General features: G+C 44.8%; 24 protein-coding genes. 9 read left to right on the top strand and 15 right to left on the bottom strand.

What is annotated here, in order from left to right; genetic code table 11:
* Nucleotides 1–31: 31 nt before the first annotated feature.
* Nucleotides 32–940 (top strand): proline-specific peptidase family protein, encoded by a 909-nt coding sequence (locus tag DCM90_RS03675; RefSeq protein WP_109249995.1) that lies wholly within the window; start codon nt 32–34, stop codon nt 938–940.
* A 234-nt stretch (nt 941–1,174) separates the two neighbouring features.
* Here the strand turns inward: DCM90_RS03675 and DCM90_RS03680 are convergent, their stop codons facing one another.
* The 4 genes from DCM90_RS03680 to DCM90_RS03695 form a co-directional block, all read right to left on the bottom strand.
* Entirely contained in the window at nt 1,175–1,366 is a 192-nt protein-coding gene (locus DCM90_RS03680; protein ID WP_306419291.1) for a YbaK/EbsC family protein, read from the bottom strand.
* A 102-nt stretch (nt 1,367–1,468) separates the two neighbouring features.
* Nucleotides 1,469–2,026, bottom strand: coding sequence for an NADPH-dependent FMN reductase (locus DCM90_RS03685; protein ID WP_109249997.1), 558 nt, complete (start codon nt 2,024–2,026; stop codon nt 1,469–1,471).
* Between the two features lie 111 nt (nt 2,027–2,137).
* Nucleotides 2,138–2,725, bottom strand: a complete 588-nt coding sequence (locus DCM90_RS03690; protein WP_109249998.1) for a L,D-transpeptidase — start codon at nt 2,723–2,725, stop codon at nt 2,138–2,140.
* Nucleotides 2,726–2,821: 96 nt separating this feature from the next.
* Nucleotides 2,822–4,387, bottom strand: a complete 1,566-nt coding sequence (locus DCM90_RS03695) for an ABC-F family ATP-binding cassette domain-containing protein (RefSeq protein WP_109249999.1) — start codon at nt 4,385–4,387, stop codon at nt 2,822–2,824.
* 181 nt (nt 4,388–4,568) lie between these two features.
* Between DCM90_RS03695 and DCM90_RS03700 the strand changes: the two genes are divergently transcribed.
* Nucleotides 4,569–4,934, top strand: coding sequence for a VOC family protein (locus tag DCM90_RS03700; protein WP_109250000.1), 366 nt, complete (start codon nt 4,569–4,571; stop codon nt 4,932–4,934).
* A gap of 13 nt (nt 4,935–4,947) precedes the next feature.
* On the top strand, nt 4,948–5,628 hold the full coding sequence (locus DCM90_RS03705) for a CPBP family intramembrane glutamic endopeptidase (RefSeq protein ID WP_225365956.1): 681 nt from the start codon (nt 4,948–4,950) through the stop codon (nt 5,626–5,628).
* A 52-nt stretch (nt 5,629–5,680) separates the two neighbouring features.
* On the opposite strand, the gene DCM90_RS03710 is transcribed toward DCM90_RS03705, so the two are convergent.
* Entirely contained in the window at nt 5,681–6,061 is a 381-nt protein-coding gene (locus tag DCM90_RS03710; protein WP_109250001.1) for a winged helix-turn-helix transcriptional regulator, read from the bottom strand.
* Nucleotides 6,062–6,186: 125 nt separating this feature from the next.
* On the opposite strand from DCM90_RS03710, the gene DCM90_RS03715 reads away from it, so the two are divergent.
* Nucleotides 6,187–6,687, top strand: a complete 501-nt coding sequence (locus tag DCM90_RS03715; RefSeq protein ID WP_109250002.1) for a lactoylglutathione lyase family protein — start codon at nt 6,187–6,189, stop codon at nt 6,685–6,687.
* 131 nt (nt 6,688–6,818) lie between these two features.
* Here the strand turns inward: DCM90_RS03715 and DCM90_RS03720 are convergent, their stop codons facing one another.
* The 3 genes from DCM90_RS03720 to DCM90_RS03740 form a co-directional block, all read right to left on the bottom strand.
* On the bottom strand, nt 6,819–9,401 hold the full coding sequence (locus DCM90_RS03720; RefSeq protein WP_165815191.1) for a YfhO family protein: 2,583 nt from the start codon (nt 9,399–9,401) through the stop codon (nt 6,819–6,821).
* A 69-nt stretch (nt 9,402–9,470) separates the two neighbouring features.
* On the bottom strand, nt 9,471–11,252 hold the full coding sequence (locus DCM90_RS09890) for an LPXTG cell wall anchor domain-containing protein (protein ID WP_165815192.1): 1,782 nt from the start codon (nt 11,250–11,252) through the stop codon (nt 9,471–9,473).
* Nucleotides 11,253–11,884: 632 nt separating this feature from the next.
* Nucleotides 11,885–12,748, bottom strand: a complete 864-nt coding sequence (locus DCM90_RS03740; protein ID WP_165815193.1) for a DegV family protein — start codon at nt 12,746–12,748, stop codon at nt 11,885–11,887.
* 654 nt (nt 12,749–13,402) lie between these two features.
* Between DCM90_RS03740 and trpX the strand changes: the two genes are divergently transcribed.
* From trpX to DCM90_RS03755, 3 genes are read left to right on the top strand one after another with little or no spacing between them, the layout of a single operon-like run.
* On the top strand, nt 13,403–14,398 hold the full coding sequence (gene trpX / locus DCM90_RS03745; protein WP_109250008.1) for a tryptophan ABC transporter substrate-binding protein: 996 nt from the start codon (nt 13,403–13,405) through the stop codon (nt 14,396–14,398).
* On the top strand, nt 14,398–15,294 hold the full coding sequence (locus tag DCM90_RS03750; protein ID WP_109250009.1) for an ABC transporter permease: 897 nt from the start codon (nt 14,398–14,400) through the stop codon (nt 15,292–15,294). The genes trpX and DCM90_RS03750 overlap by 1 nt, the downstream gene beginning before the upstream one ends.
* Complete coding sequence (locus DCM90_RS03755; protein ID WP_109250010.1) at nt 15,287–16,057, top strand: ABC transporter ATP-binding protein; 771 nt, start codon at nt 15,287–15,289, stop codon at nt 16,055–16,057. Before DCM90_RS03750 ends, DCM90_RS03755 begins: the two co-directional genes overlap by 8 nt.
* 175 nt (nt 16,058–16,232) lie before the next feature.
* On the opposite strand, the gene DCM90_RS03760 is transcribed toward DCM90_RS03755, so the two are convergent.
* The 3 genes from DCM90_RS03760 to DCM90_RS03770 all read right to left on the bottom strand — a co-directional run bounded on the left by DCM90_RS03760 (nt 16,233) and on the right by DCM90_RS03770 (nt 18,684).
* Complete coding sequence (locus tag DCM90_RS03760; protein ID WP_109250011.1) at nt 16,233–17,105, bottom strand: NAD(P)-dependent oxidoreductase; 873 nt, start codon at nt 17,103–17,105, stop codon at nt 16,233–16,235.
* A gap of 141 nt (nt 17,106–17,246) precedes the next feature.
* Complete coding sequence (locus DCM90_RS03765) at nt 17,247–18,023, bottom strand: TerC family protein (protein ID WP_109250012.1); 777 nt, start codon at nt 18,021–18,023, stop codon at nt 17,247–17,249.
* Between the two features lie 106 nt (nt 18,024–18,129).
* On the bottom strand, nt 18,130–18,684 hold the full coding sequence (locus tag DCM90_RS03770; RefSeq protein ID WP_225365957.1) for a glycoside hydrolase family 73 protein: 555 nt from the start codon (nt 18,682–18,684) through the stop codon (nt 18,130–18,132).
* 229 nt (nt 18,685–18,913) lie between these two features.
* On the opposite strand from DCM90_RS03770, the gene DCM90_RS03775 reads away from it, so the two are divergent.
* The gene (locus DCM90_RS03775; protein ID WP_109250014.1) at nt 18,914–19,843 is read left to right on the top strand and encodes a YdcF family protein; all 930 of its coding nucleotides are present in this window, start codon (nt 18,914–18,916) and stop codon (nt 19,841–19,843) included.
* A 26-nt stretch (nt 19,844–19,869) separates the two neighbouring features.
* On the opposite strand, the gene DCM90_RS03780 is transcribed toward DCM90_RS03775, so the two are convergent.
* A complete protein-coding gene (locus DCM90_RS03780) occupies nt 19,870–20,109 on the bottom strand; it encodes a hypothetical protein (protein ID WP_109250015.1) in 240 nt (79 codons plus the stop codon).
* 219 nt (nt 20,110–20,328) lie between these two features.
* Here DCM90_RS03780 and DCM90_RS03785 point away from each other — a divergent pair, with 219 nt between their 5' ends.
* The gene (locus tag DCM90_RS03785) at nt 20,329–23,034 is read left to right on the top strand and encodes an MMPL family transporter (protein ID WP_109250016.1); all 2,706 of its coding nucleotides are present in this window, start codon (nt 20,329–20,331) and stop codon (nt 23,032–23,034) included.
* A 73-nt stretch (nt 23,035–23,107) separates the two neighbouring features.
* On the opposite strand, the gene DCM90_RS03790 is transcribed toward DCM90_RS03785, so the two are convergent.
* The 3 genes from DCM90_RS03790 to DCM90_RS03800 form a co-directional block, all read right to left on the bottom strand.
* Nucleotides 23,108–23,611, bottom strand: coding sequence for a MerR family transcriptional regulator (locus DCM90_RS03790; RefSeq protein ID WP_109250017.1), 504 nt, complete (start codon nt 23,609–23,611; stop codon nt 23,108–23,110).
* Between the two features lie 211 nt (nt 23,612–23,822).
* The gene (locus DCM90_RS03795) at nt 23,823–24,251 is read right to left on the bottom strand and encodes a GNAT family N-acetyltransferase (protein WP_225365958.1); all 429 of its coding nucleotides are present in this window, start codon (nt 24,249–24,251) and stop codon (nt 23,823–23,825) included.
* A gap of 9 nt (nt 24,252–24,260) precedes the next feature.
* The gene (locus DCM90_RS03800; RefSeq protein WP_109250018.1) at nt 24,261–24,917 is read right to left on the bottom strand and encodes a histidine phosphatase family protein; all 657 of its coding nucleotides are present in this window, start codon (nt 24,915–24,917) and stop codon (nt 24,261–24,263) included.
* Nucleotides 24,918–25,052 lie beyond the last annotated feature (135 nt).

The following is a 25,052-nucleotide window of genomic DNA, read 5'->3' on the forward strand; positions in this document are numbered from 1 at the left end:
TTTAATTTCGAAAGAAACGGGGGATTCATTTATGAAGCAAGGAACCACCATTCTCACCTTAGATAACGGCTACCACCTCTGGAGTCGGACCCAGGGTGAAGGCGACATTCATTTGTTGGCATTACACGGAGGCCCTGGCGGAACCCACGAATACTGGGAAGACACCGCTGAACAACTAAAAAAACAGGGGTTAAACGTTCAAGTTCACATGTACGATCAACTTGGTTCGTTTTACTCTGACCAACCTGATTACAGTAAACCTGAAAACCAAAAGTACCTTACCTACGATTACTTCTTAGACGAAGTTGAAGAAGTTCGGCAAAAACTTGGCATCGACCATTTCTACTTGATTGGTCAATCATGGGGTGGCGCCCTGGTTCAACTGTATGCCTTAAAGTACGGTGAACACTTGAAGGGTGCCATCATCTCTTCCATGACCGACAACATTGAAGAATACCTAACTCACCTCTCACAGGTTCGTGACGAGGCCCTCACTGAGGATCAAGTTACCTACATGAAGAAAATCGAAGCCGAAAAGAACTGGGATGATCCAACCTACCAAAGTTACGTGGACATCCTCAACAAGGGCTACGTTGATCGCAAGCAACCCGCTGCGATTGCCCACCTTGCCCCTACTATGGCTACCGATGTCTACAACGTCTTCCAGGGTGACAACGAATTCGTTGTTACGGGTAAATTAAAGGAATGGGATATCCGGGATCAAATTCACAATATTCAGGTCCCAACCTTAGTTACCTTCGGCGAACACGAGACGATGCCTTTAGATACAGCTAAGCGCATGGCCGAAACTATTCCCCACGCCCGCTTAGCTACCACTCCTGAAGGTGGCCACCACCACATGATCGATAACGCCCCAGTCTACTATGACCACCTCGCCACCTTTATCCGGGACGTGGAAAACGGAGATTTTAAGGACTAGAGTGTTAAAAGAGACGGTTAGATTCTGAGAATTAACGTTATAACGCCAGTTTACCTTAAAAAGCAAAGGTAAACTGGCGTTATTTTGTTAATCGCAGGAATCTGTCTCTTTTAACACGTTTGCGTTGTTGCCATCCCCCAACGACTTGATTTTCAGTCGATGGGGGCTTTCTGTAGTTAGCCCTAGGAGGGGGCTCTTTTTTACCCGTTTACGTTGCTGCCAGTTTCGTCAAACCTACCGTAAGTCTAACACCTCGTACTCGTAACCCATTACCCGAACAAATCGTAAAATATCATTAGTTTTAATGAAGATGGTTTGCGTATTAATATCCGGATGAAACGTTAAAACGGGTTCGTCCAACATGGCGCGATCAAAGTAAACCTGAATGTTTGGGTCCTGCTGATTAATTAAGCCAAACATGGAAATATTTCCTGGCTAGAGACCTAATTTAAGCTGAACCTCATCTGGTGACGCCATTTTGCCGCGATTAAAAAAACCACTTCCAAATGGAAGTGGTTAGCTCAAGATCTACGCCATGTTGCGATCCAAAAATTCAACGTAGGCGTCAACAATGGATTGGAAGTATTGAATAGTTCCTGGGTTAGATACCTTTTGATCGTCATCCAGCATTTGGTTAACGTGCCCAAGGTAAGCTTCAGGCTGCTGTAAAGTTGGCATATTTAGGAAGACCAATGGTTGCCGTAGGGCAAAGTTGCCGCCCATCCCACCAATGGCACCGGGAGAGTAACTGATGATTGCAGCGGGCTTATGATCCCAAACATTGTGTCCCATTGGCCGGGAACCAACGTCTAAGGCGTTCTTTAAGCCGCCGGGAATTGACCGGTTATATTCTGGGGTAAAGAACATGATACCATCCACGGCTTGCACGTCATTTCTAAATTCCGTCCAAGCTGCCGGAACATCCTGACCGTCATCTAAGTCCTCGTTGTATAGGGGTAATTGACTAAAGTCAATGACAACGGGTTCGTATCCGTCTGGGAGTAACGTCATAAAGTTTTTTGCAATTTGCTTGCCGTATGATCCTTTTCGCAGGCTTCCGACAATGATTCCGATCTTCTTAGTCATCGAATCATCCTTCCGTTTACTTTTAGTAAGTACATTACTTCTTTAATTTACCAGATTCCGAAAAAAAAGCAAGTCAAAACAACTAAGTTTTGGCTTGCTTTTCAGATTTAATTAGTGAATAACGACTTTCATCCCGTACGGAACCTTTTCGTAAACCCATTTTGCATCTGCAACCGAGAGTCGGATACAGCCATGTGAGGCAGCATTTTTTCCGAGTTCTTCTGCTTCAGATTTAATGTAGTTCCCCTTGGAATCGGTTGGAACCGTGTGGAACAAGTAGATTCCATGGTCCTTCCATGAGACCCAGTACTTAGCCCCTTCCTTGGACTCCTTGTTATAGAAGAACGTGCCCCGTTCCTCTTGAATGTGGAAGGTGCCGTGGGGCGTTTTATTCTTCCCAACTCCGGTGGAACAATACATCGTGTAGAGCGTCTTGTCGCCTCGCTTCACGTATACCCGTTCCTTTTTTGTATCGACGTCCAGCCAATCAGACTTTTTCAACTTGGGGTACGGTTTAGTTTCAGACGGTTTACGCCAGTTAATTTCCTTTGGCTGAGCCGTCTTCTTGACCTTTACCGTCTGCTTAGCTGTATCAGCAGCCTGATGGGCCTTGGTACTTTTATTTTGTGTGGAATAGAGTCCCACAGCAATAGCAATGGCTACCACTACGACCCCTATCGTCGTTAGTAATCGTTTCATATGGTCTTCCTCCCGCCATTTGAAATCTAATCCTCGCCTTCCACTTTACCCGATTTACCGGAAAATGTGAAACGGGTGGCTCAATCTTAGTGAATTCTATAATTGTTCGTCCTGTGCTCGGGGTCGTAAGCTCAGCTTTTCAACGTCTAACGTCTTATCCACTAGTCCCGTGTAAAAACTGGTTTCGTGACTAACGACAATAGCGTTCCCCGGGAATTTAAGGATCGCTTCCTTTAAGGCCGCCTTTGTTTCGTCGTCCAGATGATTCGTTGGTTCATCCATAATCAAGAAGTTAGAGGGAACAAACTCCATCATGGCCAGTTTGACCTTCGTCTGTTCACCCCCGGACAGTTGGCCAATGGGTTTCATTGCGTTAGTTTGATCTAACCCGCACTTCGCTAGCTTCGTCCGAATGGCCTTCTGGGGGAGTTTTTCATACTTGGCCTGGATGATTTGGAGGGGCGTCATCCGGTTATTATCCCAGGTTAAGTCCTGGCTAAAGTAGTTGACCTTAGCCGACGGTGAAAAGTTGACTTCGCCACCTAACGCAGGAATCAAGCCAAGGATGGTCTTAATCAGGGTTGACTTACCAACCCCATTAAACCCTTGAAAACCCACTTTCTCGTTCGTGGTTACCGAAAAGGTGACGGGTTCCAACAGGGGCCGGTTATACCCAACGGATAATCGATCCACCACGAGGGCGTTCTGTGACCCCGTGTTTTCGTACGGAAACTCAAACCGGGCTTTGACGTTCGTTGAAGGTGGATCAACTCGGTCCATCCGTTTCAGCATTTTTTCACGGGATTTCGCCATGGTTGACTTTGATCCGGCCTTATTTTTCTTGATAAACCGTTCGGCCTTTTCAATCACTACCTGCTGCTTATCAAACTCCCGCTGCTGAAATTCTTCCCGTTCATCCTTTTGTCGCATCGCTTGCTTAAAGGATCCCCGGTACTTGGTAATCTTACCGAACGCCACGTTAATGATGCAATTCGTCACGGCCTCTAGGAAATCATAATCATGGGAAATCACCATGACGGCCCCATTAAACCCGTTTAAATAGTCCATTAACCACTGAATGTGAGCGGTATCTAAATAGTTCGTGGGTTCATCCAGTAAAATAACATCCGGTTCTTCCAGCAGCAACTTGGCTAGAATGATTTTTGAACGCTGGCCTCCCGACATCTTAGCAACTTCGTGATCACGGCCAATGTCGTCTAACCCTAGACCTGTAATAATTCGTTCAATTTCAGTATCAACGTTGTAAAAATCGGCAGCGTCTAACCGTTCCTGAATTCGACCCGCCCGTGCCAACAACTTATCGTCCAGACTCTCTGCATAGTCCGTATATAATTGGTTCATCTGGGCATTAAGCGTATAGAGTTCTGCGTAAGCGGTATGCAGAAAATCAATTAAGGTCATCCCGTCGGCAATATCAGCATATTGATCTAAGTAGCCAATTTTAAGGTTTTTCTGCCACTTAATGTCCCCCTTTAAGGGTAATTCCTGTTCCGTAATAATCTTAATTAACGTTGACTTGCCAGCCCCGTTTTGACCCACAATTCCCATGTGTTCGCCCTTTTCCAGGGTAAAACTGGCATCATCATAGAGATCCTTCTCCGCAAACGCCATTGTTAGGCCTTGTACATCGAGTAATGGCATTTCTAATCCTCCTCAACCGTAGTTCTTTCCTATTAGTTTCAATTTATTTCAGACTCTGACAACCTTACCACCAAATCAGGAATAAAGTCAATCAGGTCCCCGTTTTCAGGACCCTTTCATGGGTTTTCGGTTGAATCATGCTATAATGGTTGAAGCATTAAAAAAGGATGGTTAATAAACAATGAATATCCGTGAACTCTCCCCTGCCACGTTAACGGTGGCTAACTTACACAATAGCCTGCGCTTTTATCACGAAGTGTTTGACCTCCCCATGTTGGAAAGCGATGTACCCGGCGTTAAATCCGGCGATCAGACCATCCAATTTCAGCTTGGCACCCCCGTCCCAACTGACCAGGCTGTCCTAAAAATGACGGCTAAGAATAAGGCCGAGGATATCCGGAAGCACTTTATTAACTATGGCGTCCACGTCGTTTCCCAGTTTGACTCATCCGTTACGGCAACTGATCAGGCGCTCACCGTTCTCGTTGAGGACCCGGATCACTACCAAATTGAAATCACGATTTTACCACCAACCCACCAACGTTAAAGGAAGCGGTTATTTGAATTTATTACGTTATCTCTGGCAAAAGATCCGCGGAATTTTAGTCATGTTCGGCTTTCTGATCTTATATGGGGTTTGCCAGTTCTTTCTGCAGCAAGCCACCGTACACGCAAAAAGCAACGTGCTTCTCCACCAAAACATTGGGATCATGATGATCTGTTCCGCACTATTGATCGCCCTCATGGGGTGGTTTTACCACCGACTCCTCAAAAAAAACAATCCCCGGCACTTCGGCAAAACGAAGTTAACGCGTCGCCGCGCCTGGACTGAAATTGGCCTTTACGTCTTAATGTATGCCATTCAGATTACCTGGTCGCTACTGCTTTTTAGCCACGTCCTAAAGGAACCGGCTAATCAAACTGAGCTAAACCAAATGAGTTCCCAACTTCTCTTTTGGAACAACGCCTTCTCCGCAGTCGTTGCACCCCTAGTTGAAGAACTGCTCTTTCGGGGCATTTTCTTTCAGTACTTCTTCGTCAAGGACACTTTCTGGTCGAACTGGCTAGGAATTCTCGTTTCCGGGTTTATCTTTGGTTACCTGCACAACCCAGCCCTATCCCTGAACCTGATTTTTTACTCGGCGTTAGGCTGCGTTCTAGCGTTTGCCTACCTCCACTTTAGGGATATTCGGTATAACATCGGGCTCCATTTCCTGAATAACTTTTTGAGTACGCTTTAAATAAACTGCCGGTCAATCCCTCATAAGGTTGACCGGCAATTTATTTAGTGTGCTATTTTTCTTTCCCGTTCAAAAGGGCGGCTGGCGGTTGGACAGTGGTTAAATGGTTGTCGCATGTTTCAGCGTGCCGTTCGCCCCAATCACAAAGTCCCAGCAAAAGCGGCCTCAACGATTCCCCGTGCGGTGAAAACGCATATTCAACCCGGGGTGGCGTTTCCGCAAAAACGTGTTTGACTAGCACATCATCATTAACCAATTGGGTCAGCTGTTCCGTCAGGACCTTCTGAGAAATTTCCGGAATTGCGCGTAGAAGTCGCCCGTTGCGATTTATTCCAACCCCAATTAAGCACAAAATTAAGGGTTTCCACTTCCCGCTAATAACATTTAGCGTAACCTCAATACCAATATGAAACTTTTTTTCCCGTTGTGTCATCCTGAAACTCCTCCCCCTGCTTGATTTCTTACTTTGAGGTAAGTCCCTTACTTAAAAGTGCGGACTATTTTACCTCGTTTTAACTGAGTATGCTAGTCCCTATTCAAGACAAAGGAGTGGTTAATATGACTAACCAAACTTATCCCACTAATTTTTCACACGTTGGATTATCCGTACCTGATATTGATGCAGCCGTAAAATTTTATTCCGAGGTAATGGGCTGGTACGTGATTATGGCCCCAGCGACAGTCACCGAAGATTCCAGTGCAATTGGAGAAATGTCTCAAGCCGTGTTTGGCCATGGTTGGGAACAGTACCGGATTGCCCATTTGACAACCGGTGACGGTGTGGGCATCGAAATGTTTGAATTTAAGAAAAACGTTGATCCAGAGGATAACTTTAGGTACTTTGAAACCGGCATTTTTCATTATGGGGTCCAAGATCCAAACATTCAGGAGCTGGTTGACCGAATTCTTGCCCATGGTGGTAAACAAAGAATGCCGATCAAAACGTATTATCCAGGTAAAAAACCGTATCAAATGGTTTACATGGAGGATCCGTTCGGCAACTTAGTTGAAATTTACACGCACGCCTATGACCTCACCTATTCACAGGGAAGTTACTAACCCGGAAAAAAGCATAGTTATCTCATATCTTAGTTATCGTAAGACAAGACTTCAGTGTTAAATTGTAATTATTCTAACGTAAAAGCTGCCGCAAATGACGTAGGCAAAGTCATTTGCGGTAGCTTTTTTAACTAATTATTTTTTCGCTTCTTAATTACCATTTCTCCAATTAAGAGTACTAACGAAATCGAACTAATGATAACCCCTACATACCATCCCGATGGTCGATATTTCAGTTGAACTTGGTTTTGTCCCTTATGCAGTTTAACACCCACAAAGGCCCCCCCGATTGCCTTTAATGACGCAGCTTGATGGTTAACTGTTAATCGCCAACCATCATCGTAAGGGACTGAGGTAACCAAAACTTGATTTTTACGGTTTACATTAACCTTCCCCGTAATAGTATCTCCGCTAATTTTTAGTTTTGCTGCATGTCGTTGAACCTCAGTCATACTTTTTTCATATCGGTTTGTATTCATTAAAATAACGTTAGGCATAACCATTCTAAACTGTTTACTCCCCCAAATATTGGTATGAATGGTAATGGTAGTTGCTTTTTTATAGTTACCTAAATCAATATACTGACCCGTCATAGAATTACGTGACGTTAGATTAACTCCTTGCTTATCAACCTTCACTTCACTCATTAATCCCCCTAGGTTAGTTCCAGATAGTGGGTAAAGGCTCAAATAAGCTTGTTGATGGGCCGGAATTTTAACCTTCCATGTCAACCGCTGCACGGATTGATCAGACGGCATATTACCATAGAATTGATTATTTTGAATACTAATCCGAGCCCCCGGACTTGGTAATAGCTTTAATGCTTGCTGCTTAAAGTAAGTTTGATTTTGTTGGCTAAGGTCATTTAACAGCTGACTTTGATTTCCTAAATTATCAGTATTGGACAGTTTTAACTTCAAAATTCGATCATTTGTAACCGTCCCTAACCCAGCTGCATACTGATTTTTATATACATGATAGGGCTTAACGTCAGGTTGAGTTTGATAACCAACACGGTTAACCTTACCTTTGGCAATGATCAGTTGATTACCTAATAAGCTATCCATCAAAACCGTATTATTCCCGTAAATTAGGTTAAGGTTATCGCCGGTCGATCGGTACCCCAGTTTGTTCATCTGTTGCATGAAGGGCCGATTGCGCATTGATGAGAAAAGATTAATCGAACTATAGTTATAGTTAAACCCATCATTACGAGAGACTGGATCCATTGATTCCATCCGGAGAGGAACATCCTTCTTTTGATACTTAGACACAATTTTTGAAATTGCTGGATAGTTCTGAGTATATAAACGATTAAGTGGATAATGCCATTCCTTTTTGGTTCCTAAAAAAATACCATAAGCATTCCCGGTTAGTTCCACACAGCACATAATGCTTAGGATGATAACAATCCCTTTTTGAACACTTTGTCGATCAGTCGTTAGCAGGCTAAATAAAACCAGGTAAGCAGCTAAAATGATTAAAGTCGATAACAGGTTGAAGACGCTTAGGTAATGATAGTGACCAAATGAACCAAAATAGGCAACGATCATTAAAATGCCTAGACTGATTATAATGCGACTAAGTAGTTTAAAACTGGGTTTCGTTTCCCATGCCTCTCCTGCCAGTTGAATAACTAAAAAGGAGAATAAGAAACTGTACCGGAATAAGAACATGGCAGGAAAATGGCCACCTTGCCATGCTAAATCAAAGGGTTGAAAGTAAAAGCCCAGGCAGAGGCAGCCTAGCAACACAGCCATCCCAATTTTACTTTTCTTGGTAATTTTTTTTAAGAAAAAGAAGCTAATCGCAAAGATGAGCGGCAATAATCCCACAGAAACAAAGGGAATTGTGCCAAACTTAGTCGTATCATAAACTCCTACCATGTTTTTTATAATCAAATCCCAAATTCCCGTATTATCAGTAAAAAGGCCGTTAACCTTTGATAGTGGGATGTGAGTATTAATCATCGTTACCACGGTTGGAATAATGATGATGGCGGACAAGCCTAACGCAATAACAAGTCGCCAACCATACGCTAGCCACGTTAACTTTTGTTTCAATTCACCCCTACGATAAAGCCCTACACAAAAGTAAAGGAATGAAAAGATCCCAACAATATAAGCCATGTAAAAATTGGTTATAAACAAGAGGAAATATCCAAAAATCAAAATATTTCCACCTTTGCCGTCAATGACACGATTAATTCCAATTATAATAATTGGTAAAATATAAAGCGTATCAAGCCACATTGGCTGTTCTGCAAAGGCAAGGCCAAATGACATCATAGCATAGCACAGAGCTAACAGATGATTTTGCCAGGTCTGCAGTCGAAAACTAGTTTTGGCATACCAAAATGCGGTCACACCTGCTAGACCGATTTTGATTAAGGTTATGACGTACACCGCGTTAGCCATATCCGATTTCGAGAAAAAGTAAACGATCGGAGTTACGACGCCACCGAGATAATAACTATATATCCCTAAAAAGTTAACGCCTAAACTCCCACTCCATGTATAAAACCAACTTTGATTTCCATGTAAAACATCATGAAAAGCATCGTAAAAATTAACAGTTTGTGTAAATGAATCGCTTGCTAATACACTTAATTTACTTCCAGGGTAAACACCATTTAGCCACCATGCAATAGCAACTAAAATAACTGGTAGCACAAAGGCGACTAAATAGGTTATCCCTGACTTTGCTTTTTTCATTATCATAAAAATAATCAGCCCCATTAAAAAAGGGCGTTCCCGCCCCCATGTTGTTTCTATTTCAGTTTACTAATTATTAGACCGATGTTTTTTGATTAGTCCAAACATTACTAATAAACCAACTAAAACTGTAGCACCAATAGCTACTAACCAGTTAGAATTTACCTCACCGGTTTGTGGTAATTTACCGTTACTAGATTGGTCGTTAGAGGAACTAGTATCGTTATTTACAAAAACATCATCACCCATATGGCTAATTCCTGTAGAGGAATCATCGTTGCCTAATTGGCTTGGTAAACTAATGGTGTCCGTGGTATCGGTGGTATCTGTCATACTTGTCGTACCAGTCGTATCAGTTGTACTTGTGGTATCGGTCGTACTTGTCGTATCGGTTGTACTTGTGGTATCCGTGGTATCAGTCGTATCTGTGGTACTTGTCGTATCTGTCGTACCAGTCGTACTTGTGGTGTCCGTGGTACTTGTCGTATCTGTGGTATCAGTCGTACTTGTCGTATCGGTAGTGTCCGTGGTACCTGTTGTACTTGTGGTATCCGTGGTATCAGTCGTATCTGTCGTACTTGTGGTATCGGTAGTGTCCGAGGTATCAGTCGTACCTGTCGTATCGGTTGTACTTGTGGTATCCGTGGTATCAGTCATATCTGTCGTACTTGTGGTATCCGTGGTATCAGTCGTATCAGTCGTATCTGTCGTATCTGTCGTATCTGTCGTACTTGTGGTATCGGTCGTATCAGTTGTACTTGTGGTATCGGTCGTATCAGTTGTACTTGTGGTATCGGTCGTACCAGTCGTATCAGTTGTACTTGTGGTATCGGTCGTACCTGTCGTATCTGTGGTATCTGTGGTACTTGTCGTATCGGTAGTGTCTGTGGTATCAGTCGTACCTGTCGTATCAGTTGTACTTGTCGTATCCGTGGTATCAGTTGAACTAGTGGTATCTGTAGTGTCGGTTGAACTGGTAGTATCAGGAGTACTTGAGGTTGAATCCGTCCCATCACCTGTTCCACTACCATTAGCGACTACGCTGGCACTACTGTTAGCCCCATCTCCAACACCGTCACCAGTTAAATCAACTGTATTCGAAATCGTAGATCCATCCGAATTTGAATCAGGGGTGGTTGTATAAGTGATATAGACCCCATCTTTAACGGTATCACCTAAGGTAAAGGTAACCGTATGACCATCAATCGTAGTTGTAACGGGAACTGTTCCGCCATCTGATTGGAAGTTGTTATTTTCATCAAAACTACCGGTTGCAACCGTCACACTACCCTCATTAAAGGTTTGATTATCACTCATAATATCTGTAATGACACCATTAACCAAATTGGGGTTGTTCACTGCGACACTCCATAGAATAGTTCCGTCATCTTGCCATTGGCCCGTTTTGTTAATTCGCCAATCCGTTTGAGAGTGAGTTGTGGTTCCATTTGCCGTAAATGAAATTTGACCATGACGATCAGTGTTACCTATCTTAGATATATTATCATTATACGTAATAGTTCCAGTGTTACTGCCCTTTTTAACGGTAAACGTTCCGATAACGGTTACCCCATCTGACGCCTTAATATCGTACGTTCCGTCCTTTGCTACTTGTACATTATCAGGAATAGTAAAGGTAGCTGTATCACCAGCTGAAACGTCTGTACCGTCAGGAATGGACCAATTATATGTAACATCATATGACGTATTGGTATCCGTTTCACCTCCGGTAACATTTGTCCCGTCGTTTGTGGTAACGATAGCATCGCCTGCGCCTAATCCGTTAATTCCGGATACCTCGGCGGCTGAAGCAACGCTACTAAAAAATGGTAAAATTAAAGCTGTTATCAAGACTATCACAGCCACAATATGACTAAGCCTTTTCCTCAATAACATTAGCATGGTTTAACCTCCTGCATACTTAAGCTAACCAATTGAATGACCTTCTCCATTAGTAATCTTAATGATTAACACGCTTAACCACCTTTCCACTTGACAACCTTTCAATCACTAGTTCATTAACGTTATAAATTAATGATTAAAGATAGCTCCATATATTTTTGATCTAAATTACTTACTAGATTTGCCTTCCCCTGCTGAATTATGTTGTCTAGGAATGGCCCTAAATTACGCAAAAAGTGGACACTTATTACCCTAATTGAGCTGATTTAGACAAATTGACCTTATTTTTATTCAGATATGTGTTTTTTTTATTAATTCATCAGATAATGATCCTTGGATAATCCGCTTACTTGTTTTATAATTATTTCATAATTACTTATATGTCCACTTTTTGCGTATTTTAATGACAAAAAGATGATCAAAATGAATAATTATCAATAAATAAAATCTATATTCTAAATATCTAAGCATAAGTTTAATTATAAAAACTCACAGTAAGCTTCGTAGTATGACCTAACGTCCATACAGCAAAGCTCACTGTGAGTTTTAAATTCCTTCAAATTAAGGTCCAAGCTTAATGACTAGGTTAATGACTTCCAATCCTGGCCCCAGACTAACCCCATGGCACCACTCCCCATGAGAGTTCCGACGTACGGGCCAATGATTCCTTCTTCGAATTGTATATTCGGTAGTTCAGCGGCTAATTTGTCTAACCACTCCTGCATGCTTTCCCGGTCATCACCGTTGACAACGGTGGCCCGTAGCAAATAATCAGCATCCTTCTCATCCTGCCCCAGTAACTTGACCGATTCATTTAAAGCACTCCGGTCAAATCGAGCTGATCCCGTGACTTTCACCTGACCCTGTTCAGTAAAGGTTAAAATGGGTTTTCCCTTCAATAAATCCGATACTGGGTTCAAGTTGATCTGGCCCGTCCGGGATAGGGGCCGAAGCGAGTCCAGCAGCCAAACACTTTTTAGCCGGCTGCGAAGGACTGATAACCGGGCTAAAATTTCCTGAACCGAAAGCCCATTCTGGGCTAACTGTCCCGCTAATAGCGCTTGGTACCCCGTCGAAGCACACACCCCGTACGAATCCCACGGCCAAACCTGAAGCGCCGTAACGTTCTGGGCGTAAGTGGTTAAGGTGTTAATGAATCCGGATAAGCCACCCGCCAAGCCGATAATAATCACGTCTTCATAACCCTCGTGAGCGAGGTCGGTAAACAACGGCGTTAATTCATCCATGGAGGCCTGAGCTGGCGTTGGAATTTGCTTTTTTTCCGTCTTTAACAGTCGGTAGAATAAGTTAGAATCCAAATCCACGCCCTCTTGATAAAGCCGATTACCAAACAGCACGGGGGCGTGAATGACTTTGATCCCGTAAGTTTCACATTGTTCGGCAGTCAAATAGGCTGAACTGGTTGTTACCACTGCAGTTTTCATTTCAGGTCCCCTCTTCGCTTGTTTTAACCAGTATAACATTCACCCCAGTATTTCGTTTAATATCATCGCGATTCTCTGAATTCATTGGTTAAAGGACATGAAGAGTCGCCTTCTTAGTGCACAAGAAAAACCGAATGCCGGGCCCCGCAGTCCGACATATCAGCAGTCCTGTCAATAGTCGATAAAGGCAGTTTCGAAGGGAACTTGGCCTGCCCTCTCGCTAATTTTCTCCATCGTTGATCCCTCACTACTACAATCGTTATATTCGCTTATTTAAATGGTCACAGCATCAACTAGTTAATACTATAACGTTTTTAACTTTTTCAAAAACTAAATTTGGACGGTAACAAAAAGTTATTTTGTATTGACACGGGTTTTAAATCTTTATATACTGATTCCATCAAACATTTCGGAGGAAATTATGACAAACACCTTGATCAACGTTAATATTCGTTGGCAAAGCCGGTAAATCAGGCCACGGTTTCAGACGTGACTTGATCAAAGACGATCGATCACGTCTGTGCCGGTTCATTTACCTATGTCATAATATAGGGCCCGCACGGATTTTTATCCGGTTCAGCGGGCCCTAAACTTTTTTGGGCGACCCAGTTGAACTGGATCGCCCTTTTTTCGTCCCAGCAAAGGAGAGAGTTTATGAAACGTCTACTAAGTTTTATTGCGGCACTAATTGCCTTTTTGGCATTTGCATTTGTCCGTGAAAATCACCAACAGACCACCGTAGCAAAAGTTCCAACCGTTGGAATTCTTCAACTCATGTCCCATCCCGCATTGGATTCTATTCACCGCGGAATTATCAAGGGGTTGGCGGATGAAGGCTACCACGTCGGTAAAAACGTCAAAATTGACTTTCAAAACGCCCAAAACGACCAAAGCAACCTCAAAACGATGAGCACCCGATTCGTGAACGAAAATGTTTCCGCAATGATCGGAATTGCGACACCGTCAGCCCAGGCGCTAGCCAACGCCACCACGAAAACCCCCATTATTTTGGGAGCCATTACGGACCCTAAGGGCGCTGGCCTCGTTAAAAGCAACACCCATCCCGGGGGAAATATTACGGGCGTGTCTGACCAGGCTCCCTTAGCTGAACAGTTAGATCTCATTCAAAAAATCATGCCCAACATGAAAACCCTTGGTATTATTTATACGTCATCGGATGATTCAGCTACGGCACAGTACCATAAATTCAAGGCCCTCTGTCAGCAAAAGCACGTTAACTTAAAGGCATACTCCATTGCCAACACCAACGACTTAAACCAGGTGTCCCAGCAAATGGTGTCTGAAGTCGATGCCGTCTACGTCCCGACCGATAATACCGTTGCTAGTGCCATGCAAACATTAGTCGCCAATGCCAATCACGCTAAGGTACCCGTCTTCCCGGCCGTCGATAGTATGGTCAAAGCTGGGGGCGTTGCAACAATGTCCATCAACCAGTACGATCTCGGGGTAGAAACTGGAAAGATGACCGCTAAAATTTTAGCCGGTAAAGCCACCCCAGCTGACACCCCCATCCACTTTGTTAAACACGGGGAACTGGTCGTTAATCCGACCCAGGCCGATAAAATTGGGATTACCATCCCGAACTCATTAATTAAGGAAGCTAAAGCACACGGGGAGGTTGTTCACTAATGAATTTAATCGTATCAGCAATTGGGCAGGGACTACTATGGGCGGTACTCGGAATCGGACTCTTCCTCACCTTTCGAATTTTAGACTTTCCGGATATGACCGTTGAAGGAACCTTCCCGTTAGGAGCAGCAACCTGTGCGGCAGCCATTGCCAACGGGATGTCACCACTAATGGCGACCCTCCTTGCCACGGGCGTAGGCGCACTCGCAGGTCTCGTTACCGCCCTCCTCTACACTAAGGGTAAAATTCCAATTTTACTAGCCGGAATCTTGGTGATGACGGCGTGTTACTCCATCAATCTCCGGATTATGGGCCGGGCGAACGTTTCCTTAATGGGTAAAATTACCCTCTTTAAGCTCCCATTTTTTGCCCATCTTCCCATGTACTTCGACAGCGTCTTCCTGGGATTAATCGTGGTTACCCTAGTAACCATCCTAATGATTTATTTTCTCCAGACCGACCTCGGCCAAGCTTTTATTGCCACCGGCGACAACGACGTGATGGCTCGCTCCATTGGTATTAATACGGATAACATGCAGATTATGGGGTTAATGCTATCCAATGGCCTAATTGGACTGGGAGGCGCATTAGTCGCCCAGAACGATGGGTACGCTGACGTCAACATGGGAATTGGTATTATCGTGATCGCCCTAGCCTCAATCATTATTGGCGAAGTCGTTTTTGGTGAATTAACGTTAAACCAGCGTTTGGTTGCCGTAACCTGCGGCAGTATTCTTTACCGATTCGTTCTTCTGATCGTTCTCCAACTCGGCTTTAGTGCGAACGACCTTAACTTAATTTCATCTATTGTGCTAGCTCTCTGCATGATGCTGCCCGTCTTCCAAAAGCACCTCAATTTACGGCACCTACTGAAACGGGGGTTAACCCATGACTAAACCACTCTTAGAAATGAAAAACATTGTGACCACGGTCAACACGAATACGCCAGAACAAAAAACCATTCTAAACCACCTGAATCTAACCATTAACGAGGGGGACTTTATTACGGTTTTAGGCTCAAACGGGGCCGGAAAATCCACCCTCTTCAATACCATTGGTGGCAATTTACGGGTTAACGGCGGGAAGATTCTCCTTCACGGCCAAGACATCACCCAAACCTCCGAGGAAAAACGGACCCAGTTTCTCAGTCGCGTCTTTCAGGACCCCAAGATGGGAACTGCGCCCCGTATGACGGTGGCCGAAAATCTCTTGCTGGCTTTACACCGGGGTGAACGGCGCCGGCTTGTTCCCCGCCGGTTGAATCGTGAACTCCCCCGCTTCAAGTCACTGACCGCATCCATGCACAACGGCCTGGATACCCGGTTGAAAACGCCAACCGAAAATCTTTCGGGGGGACAACGGCAGGCCTTAAGCTTTCTAATGGCAACCCTCAAGCGGCCTGAACTTCTCCTTCTCGATGAACATACGGCAGCCCTCGATCCGAAAACCAGCCAACAGCTCATGCAGTTGACGGACGACCGGATTACGACCGAAAAATTAACCTGCCTGATGATCACCCACCAGTTAGAAGACGCCCTTAAATATGGTAACCGACTCATTGTCCTTCATCAGGGACAAATCGTTTACGATATTGCAGGCGAAGCCAAGGCTCAGTTGACGGCAGAAGAACTCTACCAATTTTTTGCGGATACGGAGTAAGAAAAACTCAAAAAGTTAGGAATATTCAATCCGCTTCGCTTAAAGTTGAGAAACGGAACCCGACTAAAGACAGACCACAACCAAATAGGGACGATAACCAAATCCGATCAAAAACAATCGAACTAGGTCATCGCCCCTATTTGGCATGGCCCAAACGTCTTATGTTCCAGCCTGTTTATTTTTGCCAACCCGGATACGTTAGGATGAGACCCTGAGTCCCATCATCGCCTAAATGATCCTGGTCAACCATTTTTTTATAGAGTTGTTCAGCTAACTGGGTTGCTGGCAGGTCTAAATCCATGCGTTTGGCCTCGTCTAAAGCGATCCGCAGGTCCTTTAGGAAATGCTTAGCAAAGAATCCCGGGGTATAGTCGGCCCTTAAAATCCGGGGAACGTAATTTGCCATACTCCAATTTGCCGCTCCGCCAGCTTCTAGGGTTGCTAATACTGATTCTAGGTCTAATCCCGCATTTTGCGCGTATACCAGCATTTCGGTCAGTCCAGTCATGGTGCCCGCAATCATAATTTGATTTGCCATTTTCGTGTGCTGACCCTTACCAGCAGAACCAAAGTAGCTGACCCGCTGACCAATTTGCTGAAAAATAGGGATTAACGTTTGGTAGGCTGACTCATCTCCCCCCACCATAATGGTCAGGGTTGCATTTTTAGCGCCTACATCTCCACCAGATACGGGGGCATCTAAAGCAAGCAGCCTCTGATCATGGGCGGCAGTCGAAATCTTTTCGGCCAGACTAGGGGTGCTAGTCGTCATATCCACTAGAATCGTTTCGGAGGTTGCCCCCGCAAAAATTCCGTTGGTTCCAAAGTAAACCTCTTCAACGTCCGCAGGAAATCCAACCATCGTCATGACCACTTGGACCTGTGCAGCAACCTTTGCGGGCGTGTCTGCCCAAACCGCACCCGCTGCTAATACTGCCTCCGCGTGGGCCCTCGTTCGGTTATAGACGACGACTTCATGATTGGCCTTGAGTAAGTTTTGGACGATACTACTTCCCATAACTCCCGTTCCAATAAACCCGATTTTCATCTGCTTATCCCCCCTAATTTTCTATTCCTATCGTACCACGCAGCAATCAGTGGATAAAGAAGGGGCGGCACTACCCGTTTGCACTGGTAATCCCGCCCCTTTAGTTGGGCTACCTAAAATGATCCCAACCTGGTTTAACAATTAATTTTTATTTTGATTTTGATTTGTTGGCTGATCCTTCCCACGTTTAACCCGAACCCAGTGAATAATTAAGGTTAACACGATGGCCCCAATGACAATTCCACCGAATGCAGCGGCTGGAATTTCAATGTCAATGGCTGGGATTGACAGGAAGAGTTTAATCGCAATGATTAAAATCAGAATGTACGCCATGGGTTCAAGTTCAGGGATGCGCCGCATTAACTTCATAATCACTTCAGCAACTCCCCGCATACACAGAATTCCGATTAATCCCCCGATCAACACGATCACGGGGTTGGAAGAAATTGCCAGGGAGGCTAAGACGGAGTCAATGGAAAAGACGATGTCCATAAACTCAATCTGGAGCACCACCGACCAAAACTGGGACAGAATATGATGTTTGCCATCGTCCGTCTTGAGCTTTCGGGTGTGAACCACCTTACTCTTCGTAAAGAATCGAACGGAGAGATAAACGAGGTATAGGGCCCCTAAAACCTTAATTTCCCAGAAGTGAATCAGGTAGGTCCCGATCCCAATGATTAAGAAGCGGAAAATATAAGCGCCCCACAACCCGTAAAATAAGGATTCCTCCTGCTGTTTTTTGGTCGGCAACGACTGAGTTTGTGCCGCCAGAACAACCGCATTATCCACTGATAAGAGGCATTCAATGAGGACTAACGATAGTATGATAAGCCAGTCTGACCCTGACGTAATCACATCAGCCCAGTTCTGTTCACTGAAAAACGGTCCGTAAAGTTCACCCAAAAAGTGTAACAATTTAGTGGCAATTCTCCTTTATGAGTCCAAAATTTTCCAATTCATCACTTCAAAATTGGTTACCCATATTCTATCATGTTCACTTTCATTTACCTAGAAATTTCAACTAGGCATCGTACTGGGAGAGCTGGTATTGATTAATGAGATTAACTAACTTTTCAGCGTAGTCAGGATCCGTTGCGTACCCGTTTTCTTGCAGCAGTTTTGCCTGACGGGAAAAGCTGGTAATTCGCTGGTTCTTTAAGTATTGATTGGCCAGCAGGGCATCATGATCCAGGATGGCCGTTTCTAACGAGGGATACGCCCGAAACGCAGCTTGAATTTGAATTTTCTTACCATTAACATATTCTGAAGTTGGGAAGGTTTTTGACTGGCCCTGATACGTTCCCTTGACCCCAAACGGATTATTCGCCTGTAAGTACAGTTCGGACGTGCCCCAGTTAGATTCCAAGATCCCCTGAGCAAGCACGATACTTGGCAGTACCTGACCGGTTTGATGGTAAGCAGCAACTGCTGGGGTAGCCATTTTCTTAATGAAGGCCTTATGGGCTGCAGCCGTTGGGCTAACCTCAGAGGAGGTGGTCGCATCGACTGAATTGCCCACCTGCAGCATCACGTGGCGCATACCAAAGCCAACTGCAAAGACTAAGATTACAGCCATAAAAATCATTGTTGAAAAGGTCTTCGACCGTCGCATTCTTTTTCTGCTTGCCAACTTTTTCGCCCCTTAATTCCATCCGATTACCACAAATCGATTATACTAAGGTCAACTTAGTTTCCCAATTTATTTCGCAAAACCATACTAAAATTTACAATTTTAATTGGAGGAATGTCCTATTATACTTCTGCTTACCTTACTCAGCTACTGCGCCTTAATCTTTAGTTGGCACGTGGAATCCCGGCGCTTAATTAACGGGTGGCTCATTAATCTGGCCCTGGTTCTAACTGCCATTTGGGCGTGGCAAACGGCCGCCACAAGCGCCGGAATTCTACTTTTCTTAACCATGGCAGTCGTGCTATACGCGGCTTTAATGCTTACAGCGACCCTCTTCTGTTTAATTCGGCTGATTTTTCAAAGCCAGCTCATCTTTAAAAAACGGGCTAGTTTACCAGTTTGGGTCCGGGTGAGTTTGACCATCTGGATTGGGTTAAGCTTGATTACTGTCATCGGGTTCATTCAGTCAGATCTATCCGGAGTTACTAGATTAAGCTTAATCTTTCCCGCCGAACTCGGTGGTTTATCCCTGCTCCTAGCCGATTTTTTGGCCTACGGTTGGTTGTACTTGCACACCCAGCGTCCCATTATTTCTGACCAAGTGATCATCTTGGGGGCCCGGCTAAGAGCGGATAACTCGGTGGGGGTTCTCCTCTCACTCCGTTTGGATCGGGCCCTTGACTTGTACGCAGCATCAGAGAAGCAGGCCACCCTAATTGTTTCAGGCGGCTTTTCTGGAAGTGCAACCATCACCCAGGCGGATGCCATGGCAGACTATCTGATTGCAAACGGCGTTGCTCCCGACCATATCAAGCGTGAGTCCCAAGCGCACTCGACGGCAGAAAATTTTCTCTTTAGCCGTCCCCTGCTTTCCGATACCGGACAAATCGTATTTGTAACCAATTCTTATCACGTGCCCCGGGCCGCTCTTCTAGCTAAAAAAGCTCACGTTGCCGCCCAGGGTGTCGCTGCTTTGACCCCGGCACCGTTATTTTTTACAAACGGGATTCGTGAATTTTTTGCCGTGTTATCCGAACGTCGGCTAGTCGTCATCAGTTTAGCTGTATTAATCGGTCTTCTAAGTCTACTTTTCCTCGCCCACTAAAAAACGATCCGCTAGCGGATCGTTTTTTAGTAGGGTAACTTTTGGGCATCCGTTAAGAATGCGGTAAACCTCTGATCAATTTCTTGCTGACGTTTTTGCGTTCCTGAGACGGCCTTGGCTACACTCGCCGTAATCTGCATGTATGCCATTAACACCTCACTAACGTCCATTCGATACTGTTTAGCCAGTTGCGACGCAAATTCAAACCGCTGATCCGTCATCAGTGGCGCATACGGGGATTGATACCGCCGTTTGTGTTTCGCCATGTTAAAAACTCCTTCGTCCTATTTTTCCCTAGCGTACACTAAAAGTAAGTTAAAACAAAGCTAAATATTGTTCGGAATCGAAATGTTACATTTATTCAAAGTTGGCGGCTTTTTATTTTATTCCCTCAAAATAACGCCATAGTATGATAAAATTTAAGATAAATACGATTATTTTTCGACATAAAAACCAGTTAACTTTGGAGAGGGAGACTACCACTAATGCAGCAACAGATACATAAATTACACCATAACCGACTGATTGCATTAATTGTTTGGTTAATCATTATTTTTGCATCCATTATTTTACTACCAAATATTAATTCAATCATCCAGTATGATGGACAACCCCAATTGGCTAATGACAGCCAACCCGTTCAAGCCTCAAACCTTCGGGCCAACTGGGGCCGCGATCTAGATGGCACCTATACGGTCAATGCCGTCTTTAATAATCCTGATGGAGCATTGACTAAGAAACAGCAAACGTCAATCAACAAGACCATCACGTCGCTACAAAAAAATCAGACGAGTTACGGAATTAAACAACTGACCTCCGTCTCTAATACACCCGTAATGTCGCCGGTCCTTCAGTCAAAGGATCGTTCCACGCAAATCGTCCAGCTGCAGGTTAGTTCGTCCACCGCATCCGTTCGCAATGAAGCCAAACTCCTGTCGTCCGAAATTACGACCCCCGGGGTTAAAACGTACATTACTAGCCCCCAAATGGTTAATGACGCTAACAACTCTGCCATTGCTAGTACCGGGTTTAAGGCAATTATTGCCATTTTCATTGTCAGCCTCATTATTATGGGTGTTTTATTCAGCTCCGTCGTGGCGCCGTTCATCACCATGTTCAGCGTACTTGCGGCTTACTTAGCTAGCTTAAGCCTCATTGGCAACTTAGCAACGCGGTTCCACTTCGCCTTTTCGGCCTATACACCGGTTGAACTGCTCCTTGCGGTAGTCATGTTGGGACTTTTCGGCCATTTCTACCTTCTCAGAAACTTTCGCCGTCAAATGGATACGGATGTTGAGCCCCAAGATGCCGTAACCGCATCATTGCACTCCGTCTGGTTATCCACCACCATCTCAACAGTGGTTCTGGCCGTTGCTTTTGGTTCGTTAGCCCTCTTTAAGTTTTCCTCTATCCGCGCTTTAAGCTTAGTTGCGGTGGCCTTTATCCTTAGCACGTTAACGACGCTTACCTTAACGCCCACCTTCATGGGACTGCTTGGCGACCAGATCTTCTGGCCAAGTAATAAGGTAGCCGGTTCTACCCAACACACGATGTGGTTTCACCTGAGTCGCTTTGGTGCTTGGCGGCCAGTCGCTACCATTGCAGCTTGCTTAGTCATTGTTGGGGCGTTTGCCTTCTCCTACCGGGATAACCTGAACTACACCACCACCAACCACGTTAATGATCAAGCCATTTCGGGAGCCCAAGTCATGCAGGCCCACATGGGTGGTGGGAGTGCCACCCCGGTTACCCTTTACGTTAAGACCTCTAACAAACTGAATGATCAAGCTTACCTCTACCAAATTGATAATTTAACCCGTAAATTACAGGCCCAAAAGGGTATTCAGTCCGTGGCCTCAATTACTCAGCCTGGTGGGCAGCCGATCACACAGTATTACGCTGATTCCCAAATGGATGCCGTTAGCGGAAACGTCAAAAGCGTTCAGGGCCAGTTAAATCAGCTTCAAGACGACTTGAAGTCTGATCGATCAAACCTCAACCAAAAGCAGCTGTCCAAGAACGTCTCTAAATTAAACAAGGTTGCGAATCAGTCAACGGATATGCTAAATAACGCCATAACGCTAGATGCCTCCCTAGCAAGCGCTCAATCACGGGCGTCCGCATCCGGAACCAGCACGTCTAAAAGTGCCCAGTCCTATATTAAGACCCTTGCAAAGGTAAATACGGAATTAGACCAAGCAGCTTCTGCGTTAACCGACTTAGAAACCAGCATGGCGTCAACCCAAACTGGGTTGGATAGTTCAGCAAATGCCCTTTCCTCTTATGAGAGTTCGGTTGATACAGTCACTACCAGCCTCAAAGAATCCCAGGCCGGCCTAAAGACGGCTTCAACCACCCTCGGAAAAATTTATGATTACCTAGCTGGCTACAAAACCTCTGAAGCAGCTAAGAACCTTTACCTGACACCCGATCAAATCCAAAGCGGTGATTTCCAGCAGTCCCTGTATAACTACACGGATAAGACCGCTAAAATCACTTACTTAACGATCACCTTAGATAACGTTCCCACCCGTCAAACCGCGGGGGTCGTTAAGAATCTTCAGCAAGTGGCCGATAGTCAAATCCGTGGAACGAACCTGGGCGCTGCTGACTTGATTTTCTCGGGTCAACCCGTGGTCCAAGCTGATATTCAATCCCAAGTCCAGCACAGCCTCCCAGCGATGCTCATGCTGATCTTTGGAATTATTCTATTCGCTCTCTTCATCGTTTCCCGATCCGTCTTACAACCCTTTTACTGGCTGCTCACCTTCTGTATCTCAGCTGGTGCGGGGCTCCAACTCGGTGAATTAACCACCAACTGGTTATTCGGAGAGGCCAGCTTTGATTGGGAAGGTCTCTTCGTAGTTTTGATTCCCCTCGCCATCCTCGTGACGACACAGCTCGTCAGAATTGGAATGAACATGCATGAAAGCGAAATGCCGTTAGATTCTTGGGTTGTTCCTAGCATGACCCATTTTGGTCAAACCGTACGCCACTTAACCTTCATCGGTATCATGCTGTTTGCGGCCCTATTCTTCACTGGTTCGGTAACCTTAGCTAGTATTGCTCTGATTACCATCTACACCCTATTAATCTTCAACGTGACCCTGCCGCTCATCTTAGCCGCGGTAGGTAAGCTAACCATTGTTTTACCTACCTACCACCGTCGAAAGAGCCAGCACGCCCGGTAAGTCGATAGACAAATAACAAAGGCCCCATAACCATCAATTAATGGTTACGGGGCCTTTATTGTTTGCTGCTAATTTAAGGCATTGGTGGGCCAGGTAACGTTTCCGGTCCGATCTTCTCTAGTTTTTCAGCTACTTCCTCTTCAGGCATCACCCGGTAATGAACGTCGTCATCATCGCCAACGTGAGCTAAGAGAATTTTTGTTTTTTCATCGTCAAAATAACCCATGTTGACCCAAAGCTGATCTTCATAAAATCCTAACCCATGGTAGGCGTTATGATAAAGTTGGTGTAATTCACTCATTCGTTTCCCTTGTTCGGTCATCTTATCCACCGCAGCCGGAAGGGTAAAGCCTTGATCGAGGAACTCTTTGATAAGAGAGACCTTCACGAAGGACTTAAAGGAATAGACCCGGGCCCGCTGCCCATCTTCCCTAGCTTCCGACTGAATGTACCCCTTTTTCTCCCAGTATCGAAGCTGCCGAGCAGAAACCCCAGTCATCTGTGATAATTCACCAATTCGAAACATAAACCGGTCCGTATTGAGAATATTCTCAATGTTTTTCTTCGCACTGTTCACAATATCTCCCCTTTATCTCAAGCTTATGTTAACTATTTTAACATGGATGTTATCCTAAAACGAATTTTTTGAAAGTTTTGTTTTTAACTCACTCATTTCAACCTATTTCATGTTACAAAATAAGTTTACCTGTATAACTTCAATTACCAATTAACTTTACGTCAAAATAGTGGCTTAATTCTATTTTAGTAGAATTAAGCCACTATTTTGTCTACAATAACTCTTTTATCATTGGGTAATGCACAATCCCCGCCTCCAAAAAGGCGCCCCCAGCGACCTGAAAGCCCAACCGATCATAAAACGAAACTGCTTGGTGTTGGGCATCCAACCTCACCTGGGGAGTGCCTGCTTTGGCAGCGTCACTAATAATCTGGGTGAGAAGCTGCTGACTATACCCGTGATGGCGGTCTTCTGGTAGGGTCGCGACCCGTTGAACGAGCCAACCAGTTGGCGTTAATTCAACCCGTGCCGTCGTGACGGGCCGCCCATTTTCATAGCCGACATAATGTTTCTTATCAGAATCGGTCCCATCAAACTCCAGATCAGCATCAATTCCCTGTTCATCAATAAAGACTGTCCGTCTAATTTGAAGCGCAGCCTGATTTTCCGGGCCTTGCCCCATTGATTGTTTAATTTCCACGTCTTTTCCTCATTCGTTATAGCTGATCACCTGTACATCAGCTGGTGTCAGTGCTAGCTTCGTTAAACTGCCATTTTTAGGGCGCTCCGTTAAATCATATGCCCCATCGCCGTACCGCTCCATTAAGCTTAAAAGGGTATTGCCATGGCTGACTAGCAAAACGTTATCGCCATCCTCTAACCGGGAATCATGTCGAATGGTATCTAACGCCTGATCCCAACGGGTCCAATATTCTTCGTTATTCTCCGCATCGTGAAAGGGATCGGCCGCCTTTAAAAAGTCCTTCGCCGTCCCAATATCGTATTGATTTACAATGGCCTTAAACGTCGGTAACCCATGGGGTGCCCCGGCTACGTACCAGGTCTCATCCATATTGGCCCCTTCGTAATAACCGTAAAACTGTTCACGAAATAGCGGACTAACCGTCACATCCGTCGCCGAATGGGCTTCGTTAGCCGTTAAAATGGTCCGCGCAGTTTGCTCTGCTCGCGTCGTGTCGCTACAGTAAGCCGTTTTAAAGGTAACGTTTTTTAAGCGGTCTCCCGCACGTTGCGCATCCAAAATCCCCTTCTCCGTCAACGGTGAATTACTCCACCCCTGCAGCTTGTTGTAGATGTTATAGTAGGTTTGCCCGTGTCGAACTACATAAAGTGTTACGTCAGTCATTTTTGGTCACCCTTTCACCTTTAATACCCCTAGTATACTGCACTTAAGCTTTTTCTAAATTATTGATTTTTTAAGTTTTCCCGGCTAAAGACTGATAACCTAGTGACTAGTGGTACTTTTAGCCTATAATACAAT

This window comes from Levilactobacillus bambusae (genome assembly GCF_003124125.1).
Lineage (GTDB): Bacteria > Bacillota > Bacilli > Lactobacillales > Lactobacillaceae > Levilactobacillus > Levilactobacillus bambusae.

Coding starts and splice junctions, on each gene's coding strand:
- DCM90_RS03675 (WP_109249995.1), top strand. CDS start 32: ATGAAGCAAGGAACCACCATTCTCACCTTAGATAACGGCTACCACCTC.
- DCM90_RS03685 (WP_109249997.1), bottom strand. CDS start 2,026: ATGACTAAGAAGATCGGAATCATTGTCGGAAGCCTGCGAAAAGGATCA.
- DCM90_RS03690 (WP_109249998.1), bottom strand. CDS start 2,725: ATGAAACGATTACTAACGACGATAGGGGTCGTAGTGGTAGCCATTGCT.
- DCM90_RS03695 (WP_109249999.1), bottom strand. CDS start 4,387: ATGCCATTACTCGATGTACAAGGCCTAACAATGGCGTTTGCGGAGAAG.
- DCM90_RS03700 (WP_109250000.1), top strand. CDS start 4,569: ATGAATATCCGTGAACTCTCCCCTGCCACGTTAACGGTGGCTAACTTA.
- DCM90_RS03710 (WP_109250001.1), bottom strand. CDS start 6,061: ATGACACAACGGGAAAAAAAGTTTCATATTGGTATTGAGGTTACGCTA.
- DCM90_RS03715 (WP_109250002.1), top strand. CDS start 6,187: ATGACTAACCAAACTTATCCCACTAATTTTTCACACGTTGGATTATCC.
- DCM90_RS03720 (WP_165815191.1), bottom strand. CDS start 9,401: ATGAAAAAAGCAAAGTCAGGGATAACCTATTTAGTCGCCTTTGTGCTA.
- DCM90_RS03740 (WP_165815193.1), bottom strand. CDS start 12,748: ATGAAAACTGCAGTGGTAACAACCAGTTCAGCCTATTTGACTGCCGAA.
- trpX (WP_109250008.1), top strand. CDS start 13,403: ATGAAACGTCTACTAAGTTTTATTGCGGCACTAATTGCCTTTTTGGCA.
- DCM90_RS03750 (WP_109250009.1), top strand. CDS start 14,398: ATGAATTTAATCGTATCAGCAATTGGGCAGGGACTACTATGGGCGGTA.
- DCM90_RS03755 (WP_109250010.1), top strand. CDS start 15,287: ATGACTAAACCACTCTTAGAAATGAAAAACATTGTGACCACGGTCAAC.
- DCM90_RS03760 (WP_109250011.1), bottom strand. CDS start 17,105: ATGAAAATCGGGTTTATTGGAACGGGAGTTATGGGAAGTAGTATCGTC.
- DCM90_RS03770 (WP_225365957.1), bottom strand. CDS start 18,684: ATGGCTGTAATCTTAGTCTTTGCAGTTGGCTTTGGTATGCGCCACGTG.
- DCM90_RS03780 (WP_109250015.1), bottom strand. CDS start 20,109: ATGGCGAAACACAAACGGCGGTATCAATCCCCGTATGCGCCACTGATG.
- DCM90_RS03785 (WP_109250016.1), top strand. CDS start 20,329: ATGCAGCAACAGATACATAAATTACACCATAACCGACTGATTGCATTA.
- DCM90_RS03800 (WP_109250018.1), bottom strand. CDS start 24,917: ATGACTGACGTAACACTTTATGTAGTTCGACACGGGCAAACCTACTAT.